The organism is Paenibacillus sp. Y412MC10 (genome assembly GCF_000024685.1).
GTDB lineage: Bacteria > Bacillota > Bacilli > Paenibacillales > Paenibacillaceae > Paenibacillus_AQ > Paenibacillus_AQ lautus_A.
Genome location: NC_013406.1, coordinates 6,604,929 through 6,622,263, shown reverse-complemented (window position 1 = coordinate 6,622,263; position 17,335 = coordinate 6,604,929). Strand labels below are relative to the sequence as shown.

Here is a 17,335-nt window from a genome sequence, read left to right as displayed (position 1 = left end):
ATAGTGAGATAACGTATAAAAGAGTTGGCCCCGGTAACAATGGTTACTGAGGTGATTGCAAATGAATGAACAGAACAAAAATAGTAAACCCCACGAAGAAACTCCTAAAACTGTGCAAGGAGATTCGGCGGTAACGTCATCTTCGTGGAAGAAAGCATTATCCAAACGGTGGGTGTTCCCGGCAGCATACTTAGCAGCAGCGGCAATTATACTAACCCTCGTGTGGGTCTACCAGGACGCCAGCCAAAAGACGCTGAACCCACAAGAGGAAGCAACAACCGTATCGGAATCGGTTCAAGGCTCGGAGAAGCCTGCTGCAACCGAAGGTAATGACGGAGAGGCTGTAGAAGTGACGGCTAATGCGCAAGCGATGATCTGGCCGGTAGCGGACGACGTGGCGGTGAGCATCGTCAAACCTTACTTTGACGAGACGAATCCGGAGACCCATCAAGAGGCGATGGTGCAATATAACGACACCTTCACGCCGAATCTGGGAATCGACTTGGCTGCCGCCGATGACACGATGTTCGAAGTCAGAGCCGCGCTTACGGGTAAAGTGACCCGGGTCGAGAATCATCCGGTCAACGGCAACGTCGTGGAGATTACCTCCGGCGATACGAAAACCGTGTACCAAAGCTTGAACGAAGTGAAAGTGAAGGAAGGCGCAGAAGTGAAGCAGGGCGATTCCATCGCGACGGCCGGACGCAGCGAGCTTGAGAAGGATCTCGGCAACCACGTGCACTTTGAAGTGTATGAGGGCGGGAAACTGGTCAACCCTGTGAGCGTGCTTCCGCAAAAATAATTTCATTTCTTCGTCATATGCGCCCACCGCGCACTTGAAGAGGGCAGGATCTTGGGATCCTGTCTTTTTTTTTGCTGCGGGTTCGGATGGCAAGTCCAACCCTTGCAGCGCCTTATTTTATGGAGTTTCTCTGCTTGTCCGCGACCGGCATGTCCAGAAAATAAATGGGTCCAAGTAAGCTTGTCAGCACTTGAAACCGCGAATATCCCGTCAGGCCCCTCATATAATGTACCAAACTATCCACACAGTAGGGAGGCGGGAGCGTGCACGATTACATCAAAGAGCGGACCATTAAGATCGGACGCTGTATCGTGGAAACGAGGCATACGGTTCGAACTATAGCCAAAGAATTTGGCGTGTCGAAGAGCACGGTGCATAAGGACTTAACCGAACGTCTGCCGGAGATCAACCCGGACCTGGCGGATCAGGTAAAGCACATTCTCGAATACCACAAATCCATCCGCCATCTGAGAGGCGGAGAAGCTACCAAGATCAAGTACAAAAAAACCGGCAGCAACCGTGAACCGGTGGCCACGGCAAAATCCTGATTTTTTAGGGCTTTGGTCGCTAGATTGGCGTTGAATCCCTCCCCTAAAGTATGATATGTTAAAAGCTGGTATAGGATCGAAATATGGGACCTGTTTTGCCGAAGATCATCATCGATTGCTAGATTATGTCGAAGGGTGGTACGGTACAGCGAACAGACTCTTTTACCATAAAATAACACTTTGGGGGCTTTTCATGATGTTGAGCAAGGATATTGGAATCGATCTCGGAACGGCGAACGTGCTCATTCACGTAAAGGGGAAGGGGGTAGTGTTAGACGAACCTTCCGTTGTCACTATTGAGACCGACACCAAACGAGTCCTTGCCGTCGGTGAGGAAGCACGGCGCATGGTCGGGCGTACTCCCGGCAACATTACGGCGATCCGCCCGCTGAGGGACGGGGTCATCGCCGACTTCGAAATTACGGAAGCGATGCTGAAGTACTTTATTGATCGCGTGGGCGCGCGCAGTTGGCACAGCCGGCCCCGAATCCTGATCTGTGCACCGACGAACATTACTTCGGTGGAGCAGAAAGCGATCCGGGAAGCGGCTGAGCGCAGCGGCGCAAGGGATGTGTTCCTGGAAGAAGAACCGAAGGCGGCGGCAATTGGCGCAGGAATGGATATTTTCCAACCGAGCGGTAACATGGTTGTGGACATCGGGGGCGGCACCACGGATGTGGCCGTCCTGTCCATGGGCGATGTGGTCACCGCTTCTTCGATTAAAATGGCAGGGGACAAGTTCGACGAGGCGATCACGAAGTACGTGAAGCATAAATATAAATTGCTGATCGGGGAACGGACGGCAGAAGATTTGAAGATGGCGATCGGAACGGTTCGTCCGGGCGGCAGACAAGCTGAGATGGATATTCGCGGACGCGATATGGTATCGGGATTGCCGTTTACCGTCACGGTGTCGTCAGAGGAAGTGCAGGAAGCCCTGTGGGATCCCGTGTCATCGATCGTGCTCGCAGCCAAATCCGTATTGGAGCGTACTCCGCCTGAGCTGTCGGCGGACATCATCGATCGCGGCGTTATTCTAACGGGCGGCGGCGCGCTGCTTCATGGATTGGACGAGCTGTTGACGGACGAGCTTCGGGTGCCGGTGCTTGTCGCTGAAGATCCGATGCACTGTGTGGTTAAGGGAACGGGAATTATGCTCGATAATTTGGACAAGGTCGTTAAGAAAAAGTTCTAACCTTCCGATATAGATGATAGGAACGTGATTTTTGATTATAAATCTGTATCCATACGATGCAGCTACATAAGTCTGCAGTATACAATGGTCAAGCGCAGCAGCAGCGAAGAGGACGGAATTGTATTGGAAAAACGGAGTGGTCGCCTTTGATTTCGGATTTCGACATGTGAGAAGTTCTAACGAGAAATCCGAAAACAACAGCGATTGGAAATACAATCCGTCAGTGAAGCGGCCATTCACGGATCTATTTTGGAAGGGAAGTGCCTTCATTGTTAAGAGGTCTATATACAGCGGCTTCAGGGATGATGACCCAGGAGCAGCGACATAATACGGTGACGCAGAATATCGCCAACGTTAACACGACAGGCTATAAGGCAACGAACAGCGTACAGCGCTCGTTCCCTGAAGTTCTGGTCTCGATGATCGGCGGCAACGAGTCGTCGAATGTGGGACGGAAGCTCGGCAAGTTCAACACGGGCGTATACGCGGAGGAGAGCATTTCGCTCTATACGGAAGGCGCGCTCCGGGAAACGAACAAGACAACGGACTTTGCGCTGGTATCCTCGTTTACGGTACAGAATCCGGCAACGGGCCAGGCTTATCCGTTTGACGCTTCGGGCAGATACGTGGATGAGAACGGCGAGGTGATTTACCGGCCGGAAGGATTTTTCACGGTTCAGAACGAGAACGGAGATGTCCGGTACACCCGCAACGGCAGCTTCCGGGTCAGCCCCGAAGGCAACCTGCTGAGCGAGAGCGGCTATCAGGTTCTGGATAACAATAACAGACCGATTGTATTGACAGGTCCGGCGAGTGACTTTACAGTGAATGAGCAAGGAGAAATCATGGACGCCGCTGGCAGAGGGACGGGCATCATTCTCGGCGTCAGCATCGTGAGCCAGCCTCATGGACTGATTCGAGAAGGGCATGGCGTGTTCCGCATGGCTGATCCGGACGGTGAAGTGCGTTTTATGACGCCGGCCGATAACGGAGTGGTCCGACAGGGATTCATCGAAGGGTCCAACGTGGATCCAACGCAGTCGATGGTGGAATTGACCGCTGCGCTGCGCGCGTATGAAACGAATCAGAAAATCGTTCAATATTACGACAGAACGCTGGAGAAGGCGGTCAATGAAATTGGCCGCGTCTAAGCTAACGTCTGTAAGCAGGTAGGCAGCACACTGCTGCCGGAATAATGGGAGCCCACGGGAGGTAAGTAATGAACAACTCGATGATTAGCGCCATGGTGTCGATGAATGCCCTCCAGCAGCGATTGGATGTCATTGCGGACAATATGGCAAACGTCAACACGGCTGGTTATAAGAAAAAGGAGGCATCCTTTGAGGATGTGCTGACTCAGGTTCAGGGCCATCACAAGGATTTCGACCGGACGGGCCGTGCGACGCCGCTTGGCTATACACTCGGGTACGGCATGAGATTATCTTCCGTTGTGCCAAACATGGAGCAGGGCGCCATGAAGGAAACCGGCAACCCGCTCGATCTGATGATTGACGGGCAAGCCATGTTTGCGGTTCAGGGAGACGGCGCGATCGGATATACCCGTGAAGGCGGATTTCACGTATCCCCGGACGCCCGTAATCCGAACAACCTGCTGCTGGTCAATTCACAAGGCTATCCTGTGCTTGACGTGAACGATAATCCGATCTCTCTTCCGGCGAAAGGGAAAGTTGCCATCAATGAGAGAGGTCAGATTATCGTGGAGACCCCAACGGGTGGCCGTACGGCTCCTTATGCTACCTTGAAGCTGGTTGAGCTTGAGCGTCCGGAGGGACTGGTCGCTGTAGGGGATAACCTGTTTGTCTTAGGGAACGGTTTAGCGGAAGGCGACGTATTCGATACGACGCCGCCTGCTCCGGGCGAGCCTCCTAAATCCAAGGTGCTGTCCGGATTTGTGGAGCAATCCAACGTGAACCTGACCGATGAATTGACCAAGATGATGGAAGTTCAGCGGGCCTACCAGCTGACGGCACGCGCGCTTAGTTCCAGCGATACCATGATGAACCTTGCCAACACAATGCGAGGGTAGGTGGGCATCATGAGTGAATCAAACGCCAAAAAACGCTCCAAGACATCCGGATGGAAAATCGCCGTCCGTATCATGATTCCTGTATTGCTCGTACTGGCATTATTTGGGGGTATGGTCTTCGGATATGTTGTCCTGGGGGATCAGGAGCTTAGTGAAGTGTTTGAATGGGGCACATGGAAGCATGTTTTTGATTTGATTTTCGCACCGTGACGAAGGTCGGGGTGACATACAACGTTGTTGATAAGATGCCAAACTCCCTGGAAGGGAGTTTTCTTTTTTTAGGGTTAAACGGTATAATGGGATGGGACTTGCGTATTAACTTTGTCATTTCATGACAATGGACGGATGTATATAAAATAACCCCACAAAGTGGAGCCTATGCTGCGATGCTTATTCCAAATACTTTGCGGGGACCCCAAAAACTTGTAAAAGGGCCCTCTCCTCGTACACGGAATGTCCGAAGGAGAAAGCCCCTTATCTGAAACCTTCACTTCTGCAGCGGTGAAGGATATCCATCATTTTTTCCGCAACTCCTTCTTTTTATGCAAATGATCCGAAATTCGTTAAAGAACCTCGAAGATGAAGCATGATACAACCATCGGCAATACCTTCCGCTGCTTGAGAAATCGGCATAGCGTCGCAACTGGAACGAACTCCCCTTTTCAAACGCTATGCTTGGCGGGTACGTACATAAGGAGGATTTAATACTATGTTGAACATCAAACAGATCCAAGAGATTATTCCGCATCGTCCCCCGTTTTTGCTCGTCGATAAGATCGTGGAGATCGAGGATGGCAAACGGGCGGTCGGCATCAAGAACGTGACGATCAACGAACCGTTTTTTGTCGGGCATTTCCCTGAATATGCCGTTATGCCGGGAGTCCTGATTGTAGAAGCTTTGGCGCAAGTCGGCGCTGTGGCGATTCTCAACGTAGAGAGCAATCGGGGCAAGCTCGGCTTTTTGGCGGGCATTGACGGTTTCCGTTTCCGTGGACAAGTGGTGCCGGGAGACACGCTGCGCCTGGAAGTCGAGATCATTCGCCTGAAGGGCATGATCGGCAAAGGGAAAGCGACCGCAACAGTGGATGGACGCGTAGTGGCCGAGGGAGAAATTATGTTTGCTCTCGCGGATAAGGAGTAATTTTCAGACTATTCTTGTTTGGATGAGGAAGGGAGACTTTTTTTCATGTCAGAGATGAGTCAGAGAACAATCGATACGGTACAGCGTTGGTTGAATGATCCTTATGTAGATGAGGAGACGAAACAGGAGCTGCGTTCACTCGAGCACGATGCCAAAGAGCTGGAGGAGCGGTTTTATCGTGATCTGGAATTTGGAACGGGCGGTCTGCGCGGCGTCATCGGTGCAGGCAGCAACCGGATTAATAAATATACGGTAGGTCGCGCAACGCAAGGCTTTGCGCAGTATATTCTGGAGGCTCACGGCGATGCGGAGGGCAAGCCTTCCGTTGTCATTGCCCATGATTCCCGGCATTTCTCGCCGGAGTTTGCGTTGGAGGCTGCTTTGGTTCTGGCCGGCAACGGGATTGTAGCCAAGCTGTACCCTTCCTTGCGTTCTACGCCGCAATTGTCATTCAGCGTGCGCCACTTGGGTGCTACCGGAGGGATTGTCATCACGGCAAGCCATAATCCGCCGGAATATAACGGTTATAAGGTGTACAACCGTGAAGGCGGCCAGCTGGTGCCGGACGAAGCGGAAAACGTGATTGCCCGGATTCAGGAGGTGGATTCTTTCTCCGCCGTGAAGAGGCTGTCGCAGGCGGATGCCGAGGCACAGGGTCTGTTGGTTTGGCTGGGCGAAGCGGAGGACCAGGCTTTTGTGGATACGGTGACCGATGTCAGCGTGAATCGGGAGCTTATCGCGTCCAAGCTGGGCGAGGATTTCAAAATCGTATTCACGCCGCTCCACGGAACAGGGCAAGCCCCGGTCGAGCGGGTGCTTCGGAACATCGGCTTTAAGCATATCCATGTCGTTCCTGAGCAAGCACAGCCGGACGGCAATTTCTCCACCGTGAAATCTCCGAATCCGGAGGAACGTGAAGCGTTCACGCTTGCGATGAAGCTTGGCGAGGAAGTAGGAGCCGACATTTTGATCGGGACGGATCCCGACGCGGATCGCATGGGGGCTGTCGTGAAGAACGGCCAAGGTGAATACGTCGTGCTGACAGGCAATCAATCGGGCGCGATTATGATCCACTATTTGCTGGGTCAATTGAAGGAAGCGGGTAAGCTCCCTAACAATGGTGCCGTAATCAAGACCATCGTAACAAGCGAGATGGGAGCCGCGATTGCCGAGCATTATGGTGCCGCCGTGTTGAATACATTGACGGGCTTCAAGTACATTGGCGAGAAAATGACCCAGTTCGAGGAGTCCGGCAGCCATACGTATCTGTTCGGCTATGAGGAGAGTTACGGCTATTTGGCAGGCAACTATGCGCGCGATAAGGATGCTGTGCTGGCCTCGATGCTGATTTGCGAAGCCGCCGCCTACTATAAAGGACAAGGCAAGACGCTGTACGATGTGCTGCAGGAGCTTTACGAGCAGTTCGGTTATTTCCTCGAGACGCTGGAATCCCGGACGCTCAAAGGCAAGGATGGCGTTGCCCAGATTCAAGCCAAGATGTCCGATTGGCGCGACAATCCGCCCCAGAAGGTCGGGGGCCAATCGGTTAAGCAGGTCCTTGACTATGCGGAGGGCTTGGACGGATTGCCGAAGGAAAACGTGTTAAAATATTTGCTTGAAGACGGTTCTTGGTTCTGCCTGAGACCTTCGGGCACCGAGCCGAAGATCAAAGTGTATTTTGCCGTGCGCGGCGAATCTCTCGGCGATGCGAAGGCCAAAATTCAATCGCTCTCGGATCAAGTCATGGCCCGGGTAGACGCTTAACCATAGATACATTTTAATGAGAGAAGAGAACGAAGGGGATTTACGATGGTTGCGCAAGGCATCAAATAGCTGTTGCCCTCCATCGTAAATCCCCGCAGGTTCGATGAGGAGGTACTTTCGTGGTTCAGAAATGGAAACGCTGGAACACGGCAGCCCGCAAGTGGCTGTGGATTCTGGTTGTTCTTGGCGTTGCAGCGGCCCTGCCTGTAGGTTATGACCGACTGCAAACAGAATCAACATCAAAGAACGTCGAGTTGGTGTTTGATTATCGGGATTTGTTGGATGTCGCGGTGTATCAATCCAAGCCGCAGGATTTTATATCCGAGCAGCTGGATCGCCTGAAAGACGCTGGCGTGATCAGTATGGCGCTTTATGAAAGCACGCTGGACGAGCTGGCGAAATCGCGGCGGATATCGGTATATGACGGGCAGCAGGTCGCCGATCTGACAGGTACGACGGTCTCCCCGAACGAGAATTTTACGTATGTTGCATTCCTGAACGAGGAAAGCGCAGCTTTAATTAAACCCATCATTCAAGACACGTTCACGAGACTGGGGATTCCGGTAAGATCATGGCAGTTCGAGCGCGCAGTGGACGGATTGGTGCTGGAAACTCCGCGTTCCAATTCGGTCATTAAACCGTTGTCTCCAGACCCGATTACAATCAGCATGCTGAGGGAGAAGGGCTTTAACATTGTGCCGCGTCTGTCGGACAGTCTTCCGTATGACCAGGCTTACATGGAGAAGCTGATGGCGTACTTCGCGGATAACGGCGTGAAACGCATTCTGTTTGAAGGGGATTCCGCCAGAGGTTTTAATGATCAAGCCGAAATGAAAAGCCTGGATTCCTTTGGCCAGCTGTTGAACCAGCATGGGATCGGCCTCGTGGCGATTGAGAATATCAAGCGTCCGCAAAAAGGCTTTACGAAACTTGCCTATTTAACGGATTACAACGTAACCCGTATTTATTCCTTAAGCGAGCGGGATGCTAATCTGGAGCCCGAGGTTATCGGGGACCGCTTTGCCCTGGCATCCAAAGACCGTAACATTCGGATGTTCTATTTGAATGCAGAGCCTAGCCGGGATATGACCAAGGCTTCCGTTACCCATCCGCTGGATAATCTGATTGACAGCTTGACCGGGTCGGGCCAAGCCATCAAGCAGATCGAGGACAATGGCTTCACTATGGGCCCTGCAGAGCCGTTTAAGGTAACCGACTCGTCCTTGCAGCGTTACTTCAAGCTTGGGGCGGTCGTCGGAGCCATCGCGCTGATTTCGCTCATGATTTCCTATTACATTCCGTTCTTGACGATTGCAGCCTTCCTGATCGGGCTTGTGGGCAGCGCCGGATTGTATGTTCTAAAGCCGACATTGCTTGAACAGGCTTTGGCTTTATTTGCCGCGATCAGCGCTCCAACGGTTGCCGTCATATTGGCCATTCGCAAAGTCAATGAAACGCAGAAGAGCATTCCGGACATGAGCCCTGGCAGAAGAGTGACTCATTCGATCGTATTGCTGGTCAAGACCTCAATCCTGTCGCTTGCGGCTGTACCGATCGTTGTTGCGTTATTGAACAATGTGACCTATATGCTCGTGCTGGATCAGTTCCGTGGCGTGAGCTTGCTGGCCGCAGCTCCGATTGGGCTTATTGCGATTTACGTGGTTCTGTATCGCGGTGGGTCGACTTACAGCGCAATTCTGAAGTTGCTTAAAGCCCCGATCTCACTGACATGGGTCATAGCAGCCGGTATTGTGGCCATCGTTGGCTGGTACTATCTCACCCGTACTGGTAATGCAGGCTCCGTATCTTCGATCGAAATGGCATTCCGTACATTCCTGGAAAATACGTTTGGCGTACGTCCGCGTAACAAGGAATTCTTGCTTGCTCATCCGATGATGGTACTCGGCGTGTTCCTGTCATTTAAATACCGTCATGCCGTATACCTTCTCATTATCGGCGTGATGGGACAGCTGTCGATGGTCGGAACATTCACCCATATTCACACGCCTCTCTATATTTCGGCGATTCGGGTGGTATTGGGCCTTGGACTCGGCCTGATCATCGGATTGATCGCGATATTGGTATGGCAAGTGGCAGAAAGGATCTGGAAACGATGGTCTCCACTTCTAAGACAATAGTCATTTCCGGATATTACGGATTTAAAAATAGCGGTGACGAAGCGGTACTGAAATCGATTCTGACCGCATTAGAGCAGGAAGGACAGGCAGCGGGGGTCGATATCAACCCCGTTGTGCTTTCCATTGATCCGGAATGGACTTCGGCTGCCTACGGGGTTAAATCCGTTCATCGGATGAAGCTCGGCGAGGTTCGACAGGCGATCAAGGACAGCGACGGTTTGATCAGCGGCGGAGGAAGCCTGCTGCAGGATGCTACCAGTCCGAAGACCATTCCTTATTATCTGGGCGTTCTCAAGATCGCGCAGTGGCTCGGTAAACCGACGTTTATTTATGCCCAGGGCGTTGGCCCGGTGAACCGTAAACTGTTTTATCCGATGATTCGCTCGATCTTCCGTAAATGCACGTATATCTCGGTGCGGGACATGCAGTCGGGCGAACTGCTTCAGTCCATGGGAATTTCGGGGGAAGCCGTGCACGTCGTGCCGGATCCGGTGATGGGGTTGCCGCTGCCAAACGGAGAGGGTATCCACAGGGATTCCAGACTGGGATCAGCGTTGAAAGAGAATGAAGCTGCATCAGTTTCTTCTATAGAAGAGCAGCGCGAATCATCCGAAGAACCTGTAAAGCCATCCTCGTTATCAAGCGGAGACACGAAAGGGTCTCTGCCGGTCATTGGCATTTCGGTTCGGTATTGGCATCCGGAACGAAAAGAGCTGAAGGCTGTAGCGGAAGGTTTAAAGGCGTTGGCCGAACAACGACCGGTGCATCTTCGCTTTCTTCCTTTTCATCAGCCGGATGATATTGAGGCTTCGCAGTTTATAGCGGATGCCATGGGTGATGTTTCCAAGAATGGCTCTGCCTTGAGTTTCTACCGCGATGAGAAGCAGCCGCAGGACATGCTGCGCGAGGTTAGCCGTTGTGATATGATATTGGGCATGCGCCTGCATAGCCTGATCTATGCCGCGAATCAGAGCGTGCCGCTGCTCGGAATTTCTTATGATCCGAAAATCAACCACTTCTTGAGGCGGCTTGGCAGCGAGCCTGTCGGAAGCAGTGAATCTCTTGACCCGAGCGTATTAAAGGATCAGATGCTGAAGCTGTTGGACGATGCAGCGGCATGGAAGGCGGAGCATGGCGAGCAGATTGCCTTGCTGAAACGCGAGGCTGCCATGCCTGCACGCCACATTGCCCAATATTTACGCCATAGAGGATGATAAACATGAAACAGACCTATCCATTTCCTACCGTATCGGTATTCGACATTCCGTTTTCCAAGCTAAGCATGAAAGATACGGTGAAATACCTGACAGAGGCTGTGCAGTCGGGGCAGCCCCACCATGTGATCACGGCGAATCCGATCATGGTGATGACGGCCGTCAACAATCCGGAGTATAAACGGATGATGCAAGGCGCTGAAATCATCGTTCCGGACGGCACCGGAATCGTCTGGGCCGCCGGTGTGGGCGGCGATCCGTTGGAGGGACGCGTAACCGGCTTCGAGCTTTTACATGAATTGTTGAAGGTCGGGGAAACCTATAGATGGAAGTTCTTTCTGCTGGGAACTACCGCCGAAGTGATTCAGGAAGCTGCCGAAAGGTTACAAATGCAATATCCGGCTGCTATTATATGCGGCTACCGGGACGGCTTTTTTGGGCCTGATGAAGATGCTGCCGTCATCGAACAGATACGGGCGGCTTCACCGGATATTTTGTTTGTGGCGCGCGGTGCGGATAACCAGGAGCCTTGGATTGCCCAGCATAAACAGGCGCTCCAGGTTCCGGTCGTGATGGGCGTCGGGGGATCATTCGATATTATCTCCGGCAAACTGAAGCGGGCACCGAAGGTGTTCCAAAAGCTACGCCTCGAATGGTTTTATCGCCTTCTGAAGGAGCCCACCCGTTACAAAAGAATGCTTGCGCTGCCGAAATTCGTAGTGAAAGTGCTGCGCGAGAAAGAAAACGTAACGAAATCGAGCTAAATGGCTCATTTCTGTGGGTAAAATCCGGGAAATCACCGGAAATTGGCATTGGTTTTCGGACCCGAAGGGAGTATAATTCAACCGGTAGACTTTTATTGGGGGTCGAATGATTACATGTTAATGATATACATCATCGGGTTTATCGTATCGCTGGCGCTCGCTCTGTTCTTAACGCCGCTTGTAAAGAAGTTTGCGGTTAAGATTGGTGCCGTTGACGTTCCTAATGCCCGCAAGGTTCATACCCGGATCATGCCCCGACTCGGGGGACTCGGCATTTATCTGGCTTTTATTCTTGGACTGATTGCGGTTCTTCCTTTTTTGCCGGATAGCCTGTCGCCTCGTGATGCCAACTTCATGAAGGCATTTCTGATCGGCGGTTCCATGATCGTATTGATCGGAGCCTTGGATGATCGATTTGAACTTTCGGCCAAAGTGAAGTTTTTGGCTCAGATTGCAGCCGCTTGCGTGGTTGTATTCGGATTTAATATTACCGTGGACTTTGTAAATATACCGTTCCAGGACCGTTACTCCATGCTGGAGAGCTGGGTATCGATTCCGCTCACGATCTTCTGGATCGTCGGCGTAACGAACGCGATTAATTTGATTGACGGGCTTGACGGACTTGCAGCCGGCGTATCCGGCATTGCGATCGGCACGATCCTGGTCATGGCCGTCTTGATGGGCAACACAACCGTAGCCCTGCTCTGCCTGCTGCTCCTCGGCAGCATTATCGGTTTCCTGTTTTTCAACTTCCACCCGGCGAAGATTTTCATGGGAGATACGGGGTCATTATTCCTTGGATTCAGTTTGGCCATGCTGTCCCTGCTTGGATTTAAGCAGATTGCGATTGTATCCTTTATTACGCCGCTGATCATTATCGGCGTTCCGCTGTCGGATACGTTCTTCGCGATCATTCGCCGCAAAATCCAGAAAAAACCGATCTTTGCTCCGGACAAAGGACATTTGCATCACTGCCTGCGCGAGCTTGGATTCAGCCATCGCCAGACCGTGTTGATCATTTATGTCATTGCCGCGTTTTTCGGCGTATTGGCCGTCATTCAATCGTCGGCTGCCATGTATGAAGCGAACTGGGTGACGTTTGTGGTCATCTGCGTCATGATGTGTTTCATGCAAATCGGTGCCGAAGTCATTGGACTGGTCGGCAAGACCAAACGGCCGATTCTCGGGTTGATTAACCGGATGCGGATGAAGGCAAATCCCGAAAGCCGCACCAAATAGAACTTATTCTTTTTCATTATGCGTCCGGTATGGACATGCCAGCCTCGCCCAAAAAGGGTGAGGCTTTTTTGTGCTTTTTTCTAAATAATTGAATGTCTGGGACCGATATATGAACTATGCGCAAGTACCAATCTGTCAGTGAAAGCGAGGGGACCCAGTGAACGACGCAACACCCAAAACGGACGCCAACGTCCGAATGATCAAGGAGGCACAACCGTTGAAGAAAAATTTCCGTACAATAGCAAGCCTGTTATTGGCCATTGCTATGTTCTTTTCCCTTATTCCGGCATTACCGGCTTCAGCTGCAAATGGAGCCTTGTTTTTTCACTTTTCCAATCTAAGTACGGATCCGAATTCTCCAACGCCGGAGAACCGGAGCTCCATTTCGGTTTCGGGTACCTACAACGGCATTAATCCGAACACCATCTCGTATGAAATCAAACGGTTCGATGACACAACCACGGGCGGCACCGGCGTCAAGCCGATCCTGGACGAAGCAGCGAATACGTTCGAGTTCCTGAGCGTGCAGCTGAACCAAGGCGTGAACAAAATCATCGTGTCCGGCATGAGCACGCAAGGCCAGCAGATGAGTGCTACGGCCTACGTGAAGTTCTCCGATGTACCGGCTGTTTACGAAGTAGCGCTCAGTGATGGACGCGTTCTGGAAGAGAATGCTTCCAAGCCGGTTGTCGTTACTACGCAGACCGTCAGCATTTCCGTCAAAGCGACGAATGGATCCAAGGGTGTTACCGTCAATGGGCAGAATATGTATGCCGGCGGCGGCGATACGTATTACTCCGCAGGGATCCTGCTGCAGAAGGGCGTCAATGATCTGGTGATCGTCGTGAACTCCGAATCGAAATCCCAGACCATCAATAGACAGGTCGTTTATCATCCGACAGGTTCTATAACTGTCAATCAACTGAAGATTGGCGGCACAAATATCGATGGACAGGCGGTTGTTACCGGTACGGTGAACGGCGTCATCTCCGGTTATGTGATCGTGGATGCTCCTCCGGCTGGTACCCCAGCGGTTCCCCCGATCCTTGAAGTATCCGTATTTTCGGTAGGAGCCACAAATCCGATCATGACCTCGCCGGCAACCGTAGGTGCGGCAAGCTTGCTGGGCAATACCTTGATGTATCCTTTTACAACGACCGGCACTACCAGCATCACTCAGAGTGGGGATTATTTTGTACTCACTAAGGATACTACCACGGGCTTTGATGTGAAGAATTCTTTTACTTACCGCGATGTCAGTGCGCCTACCATCAAGCAGGTGTACCAATTGTACGGCGTAACGGAGAGCGGGGGAACGGTATCGGCTACCTCCCAATCCATTTTCCCAAGCAGTAACAACACCGTCCTGAATGAACTGCCGATCTATTTAATGGTCGAGCAAGTGAACGCAGGCAATGTCGAGATAGAGTCCAGCAAGGGCGGCGGCACGATCGCTCAGAAGTTTACCTATAACAGCCACACGGTTTTCAAAATCACGAACCTGCCGACAGGTCAGCAAAATCTGATCATCAAGGTCAGCAATGGGTCGGGCGTTTCCGATACCAAAGTCATCCCGGTGACGTTCTTGTCTTCTTCTTATATTGATATTTTCAATTTGTACAACAACCAGGTATTTAAGAACAGCTCGGATTTCAACCAAGTGACAGGACGCATTGTCAACTACACAGGGACTACAGGACTTACGATTTCCCTGAACGGTAACACTCGCGATCTGAACGTGAACGGCAACGGGGAATTCAGCTTTACGGATACGACGTTCCTGCAGCTGATTCCAGGTCCGAATACGTTGGTGGTCGCCGACAAGAGCGGGAAAATCTCGACGAAGCTGACCCTGCTTTATTTTAGCGATACCCGTTCGGTTATCAAAAACATGATCCCATTCCCGGTTGGCTCCGCAACGGAATCCGATCCGGACGGATTGTTCCGAGAAACGGCTGAGAATGCGTATAACACATATGAAAAAGCTTTGGGTCTTCGCTTTGAAGTGGAATACACGGATGAGATTACGGTGAACCTCAGTCATCCTACGCCAACCATCTTTGCAGTATTTACCAAAAATAACCAAGGAACCTGGACTCTTTCGGGCGGTGCCCTGAAGACGCAATTGGATCCCATTAATCCGGCGGATTACGACCGGTACTTTACCATTGGCAATGGTGCAAACTCCAGCTCGGCCCGCGTGGTGTTCAAAGAGCTCGCACTACCAGAGGTTGGTTTGCAGGCAATCAGCATCGGTTCGCGTTATCAGTCGGTTACAACAACCGATACCATCGAAATTACGCGCGAACGTGCACCTTATCAAGTGCTGTCTCCTAAACTGCCGAACGAAGGCGTGCTGAAACAGAACTTTGTAGAGGTAAGCATCAAGGCTGAAGGCGCCGACGCCATTCTGATTGGCAAAACGCCAATGGTGAAATCCGAAATCAGCGACATTTTCCGTCTTGAGGTCAAAAACCTGAAAAACGGCAAAAACACCATCAAGTTTACGATCGAACAAGGCACCAAAAAGACAAACGGCCAATTCGTCGTAACGTACACAGACGATGCAACGGAAGGCTCCCAGTATAAAACGAATATTTCGAAGTCCGGTAAAGTGTCCGTATTTAAAGGCGGCGTATCGCTGTCCTTGCCGAAAGGCACCGTGCTTCAGCAGGCGAAATCAAGCCCTACGGCTGAAGTGCCAACGATCAACCTGCTCGGCGAGCATGACATCCTGTTCGGCATTGCCAACCAGATCGACGGACGTACGATCAAAGCCTACAACCGGATCGGCGAAATCGAGAACGGCGTAGAAATGGACGGACGCCTGTCCCTGATTCCTGGGGATAACAACAATGCGTTCCGTTTCACGCCGGCTGCGCATTTCGGATATGCGTCTCCGCTTTACTGGCTGGATGCAGGTTCGCTTAATGCCTACAGCAGCAACGTGGAAGACTTCAATGTAAAAGCGGCAACGCATCCGTACGCAAAAGGGCACGAATTCCATCAACGCTTGATTCCGCAGAACTGGATGGAGCTCTCCCAAAAAGGTACGATTACCTTGAAATACGACTCCGCGCTGGTGAATTCGGCTTCCAGCAACCTGGGCATCTGGTGGTACAACCCGTCCCAAGGAACCTGGATCAACATCGGCGGAAAAGTAGACGCCAAGAAGAAAACCATTACCGCTCCATTCAAGGGCTTCGGTTACTATGCCGTTAAATCCTTGCGTTACAGCTATTCCGATGCGATCTCGCATAAGACGGCCCGCAACGATATCGAATTGATGCTGGCCAGAGGATACATGAAAGCGTCCAAGCAGGATGCGTTCGGCGTATACGATCCGATGACTCGCGGCGAATTTGCTACGATTATCGTGAAGCTGCTGGATATTCCGTTGGATTACGATACCGACAAGAACAAGCTGACCTTTGATGACATTTATCAGGAAAGTGTCGTCAACAGCATGCAGTGGGATTACCGTTACATCGAGACGGCAGCCAGAAAAGGGATCATCCGCGGCATTGCGCCTCGAAGCTTTGCTCCGAATATGGAGCTGACCCGCGAGGAAGCGGCCAATATGATCGCACGCGCACTGAACCTGAAGATGGGTGAAATCGAAAAAGATAAAGCAGCGCTTCAGAAGCAATTCGAAGATGTGGGCAATATCAAGTCGAACTACTCCTACCCAGCCATTCTTGCCGTAAGCAAGGCCGGCATTCTGACCGGCGTTGCAAACAGCCTGAAGGAAGGCGAGAGAAAGCCGACTTACAACTTCAACCCGGATGCGGTGCTGAATCGTGCCGATACGGCAACCGTCGTTAAACGCATGATGAGCAAGCTGAAAATGCTGTAAGCCATTATTCATAAGTTAGGATTTGCATGACAAAAGGAACGAGAGCCGATGCCCAATTTCTATTGGCATTGCTCTCGTTTTTTCCTGCGCAGCTTTTAAGGAACAGGTTATATATGTCATAATTAACAAGATCTTATGGGCCTTATATGCCCCGCGGAAACCGTTTACCAATATCTATTGTTTTGTAATTTCATGTAGAATACGCTACAATAGCGGAAGCACATACTATTTTTAGAGGGTGAAGATGAATTTATGAAGCCGATATTATCAAAAGCGCAGCTCGACTACATGAAGGCGAAGACCAAGTTCGAGGAAAAAGCCAAAGTGATGGAGAAGAAGATTGAGCTGGCTCGTGCCACTCATGATGAGATAACTCAGGAAGTCATGGAGGGACTCGTTGTTGAGACAGGCTTTCATGATTCATTTAACGAAATGACAGCGGCTGAGAATGCGTTGATCCAATGGTCACATACTACAATTAAACATGATAAGACATATCGTACGAATAAAGCGGAGATCGATCAGATGTACAGCACGCTGCACAGCAATCCGGAGATGCGCGCGCGGATTATCCAGCTCGCTATGAAGATTCGCTAGCATTCTACAAAGGACGCCGATAAGGCGTCT

Annotated in this window: 14 protein-coding genes; all 14 read left to right on the top strand. The window is 51.4% G+C overall.

Annotation, left to right across the window (positions count from 1 at the left end; translation table 11 throughout):
* Positions 1 to 61 precede the first annotated feature (61 nt).
* Entirely contained in the window at positions 62 to 802 is a 741-nt protein-coding gene (locus GYMC10_RS29310; protein WP_015737742.1) for a M23 family metallopeptidase, read from the top strand.
* A gap of 263 nt (positions 803 to 1,065) precedes the next feature.
* Positions 1,066 to 1,350, top strand: a complete 285-nt coding sequence (spoIIID, locus tag GYMC10_RS29305; protein ID WP_009594246.1) for a sporulation transcriptional regulator SpoIIID — start codon at positions 1,066 to 1,068, stop codon at positions 1,348 to 1,350.
* Between the two features lie 196 nt (positions 1,351 to 1,546).
* Positions 1,547 to 2,545, top strand: a complete 999-nt coding sequence (locus GYMC10_RS29300; protein WP_036660372.1) for a rod shape-determining protein — start codon at positions 1,547 to 1,549, stop codon at positions 2,543 to 2,545.
* Between the two features lie 269 nt (positions 2,546 to 2,814).
* The gene (locus GYMC10_RS29295; protein ID WP_015737740.1) at positions 2,815 to 3,696 is read left to right on the top strand and encodes a flagellar hook-basal body protein; all 882 of its coding nucleotides are present in this window, start codon (positions 2,815 to 2,817) and stop codon (positions 3,694 to 3,696) included.
* 68 nt (positions 3,697 to 3,764) lie between these two features.
* Positions 3,765 to 4,592, top strand: a complete 828-nt coding sequence (locus GYMC10_RS29290; RefSeq protein ID WP_015737739.1) for a flagellar hook-basal body protein — start codon at positions 3,765 to 3,767, stop codon at positions 4,590 to 4,592.
* A 9-nt stretch (positions 4,593 to 4,601) separates the two neighbouring features.
* Positions 4,602 to 4,802: a DNA-directed RNA polymerase subunit beta gene (locus GYMC10_RS29285; RefSeq protein ID WP_009594210.1), complete on the top strand. Its 201-nt coding sequence runs from the start codon at positions 4,602 to 4,604 to the stop codon at positions 4,800 to 4,802.
* A 499-nt stretch (positions 4,803 to 5,301) separates the two neighbouring features.
* Positions 5,302 to 5,733 (top strand): 3-hydroxyacyl-ACP dehydratase FabZ, encoded by a 432-nt coding sequence (gene fabZ / locus GYMC10_RS29280; protein ID WP_007133270.1) that lies wholly within the window; start codon positions 5,302 to 5,304, stop codon positions 5,731 to 5,733.
* Positions 5,734 to 5,778: 45 nt separating this feature from the next.
* The gene (locus GYMC10_RS29275) at positions 5,779 to 7,497 is read left to right on the top strand and encodes a phospho-sugar mutase (RefSeq protein WP_015737738.1); all 1,719 of its coding nucleotides are present in this window, start codon (positions 5,779 to 5,781) and stop codon (positions 7,495 to 7,497) included.
* Between the two features lie 119 nt (positions 7,498 to 7,616).
* Positions 7,617 to 9,635 (top strand): DUF5693 family protein, encoded by a 2,019-nt coding sequence (locus GYMC10_RS29270; RefSeq protein ID WP_015737737.1) that lies wholly within the window; start codon positions 7,617 to 7,619, stop codon positions 9,633 to 9,635.
* Entirely contained in the window at positions 9,611 to 10,849 is a 1,239-nt protein-coding gene (gene csaB, locus GYMC10_RS29265) for a polysaccharide pyruvyl transferase CsaB (RefSeq protein ID WP_015737736.1), read from the top strand. The genes GYMC10_RS29270 and csaB overlap by 25 nt, the downstream gene beginning before the upstream one ends.
* A 5-nt stretch (positions 10,850 to 10,854) precedes the next feature.
* On the top strand, positions 10,855 to 11,613 hold the full coding sequence (locus GYMC10_RS29260) for a WecB/TagA/CpsF family glycosyltransferase (protein ID WP_015737735.1): 759 nt from the start codon (positions 10,855 to 10,857) through the stop codon (positions 11,611 to 11,613).
* Positions 11,614 to 11,727: 114 nt separating this feature from the next.
* Complete coding sequence (locus tag GYMC10_RS29255; protein WP_041622067.1) at positions 11,728 to 12,852, top strand: glycosyltransferase family 4 protein; 1,125 nt, start codon at positions 11,728 to 11,730, stop codon at positions 12,850 to 12,852.
* 217 nt (positions 12,853 to 13,069) lie between these two features.
* Complete coding sequence (locus GYMC10_RS29250) at positions 13,070 to 16,708, top strand: S-layer homology domain-containing protein (protein ID WP_041622066.1); 3,639 nt, start codon at positions 13,070 to 13,072, stop codon at positions 16,706 to 16,708.
* A gap of 252 nt (positions 16,709 to 16,960) precedes the next feature.
* Positions 16,961 to 17,305 carry a hypothetical protein gene (locus tag GYMC10_RS29245; protein ID WP_009594240.1) on the top strand — a complete coding sequence of 115 codons (345 nt, stop codon included), beginning with the start codon at positions 16,961 to 16,963 and terminating at the stop codon, positions 17,303 to 17,305.
* Positions 17,306 to 17,335 lie beyond the last annotated feature (30 nt).

What these genes read in the sequence shown, in the direction of transcription:
- GYMC10_RS29285 (WP_009594210.1), top strand. Translation starts at nt 4,602, where the DNA reads ATGAGTGAATCAAACGCCAAAAAACGCTCCAAGACATCCGGATGGAAA.
- GYMC10_RS29245 (WP_009594240.1), top strand. Translation starts at nt 16,961, where the DNA reads ATGAAGCCGATATTATCAAAAGCGCAGCTCGACTACATGAAGGCGAAG.
- GYMC10_RS29255 (WP_041622067.1), top strand. Translation starts at nt 11,728, where the DNA reads ATGTTAATGATATACATCATCGGGTTTATCGTATCGCTGGCGCTCGCT.
- GYMC10_RS29300 (WP_036660372.1), top strand. Translation starts at nt 1,547, where the DNA reads ATGTTGAGCAAGGATATTGGAATCGATCTCGGAACGGCGAACGTGCTC.
- GYMC10_RS29310 (WP_015737742.1), top strand. Translation starts at nt 62, where the DNA reads ATGAATGAACAGAACAAAAATAGTAAACCCCACGAAGAAACTCCTAAA.
- GYMC10_RS29275 (WP_015737738.1), top strand. Translation starts at nt 5,779, where the DNA reads ATGTCAGAGATGAGTCAGAGAACAATCGATACGGTACAGCGTTGGTTG.
- GYMC10_RS29260 (WP_015737735.1), top strand. Translation starts at nt 10,855, where the DNA reads ATGAAACAGACCTATCCATTTCCTACCGTATCGGTATTCGACATTCCG.
- csaB (WP_015737736.1), top strand. Translation starts at nt 9,611, where the DNA reads ATGGTCTCCACTTCTAAGACAATAGTCATTTCCGGATATTACGGATTT.
- GYMC10_RS29290 (WP_015737739.1), top strand. Translation starts at nt 3,765, where the DNA reads ATGAACAACTCGATGATTAGCGCCATGGTGTCGATGAATGCCCTCCAG.
- fabZ (WP_007133270.1), top strand. Translation starts at nt 5,302, where the DNA reads ATGTTGAACATCAAACAGATCCAAGAGATTATTCCGCATCGTCCCCCG.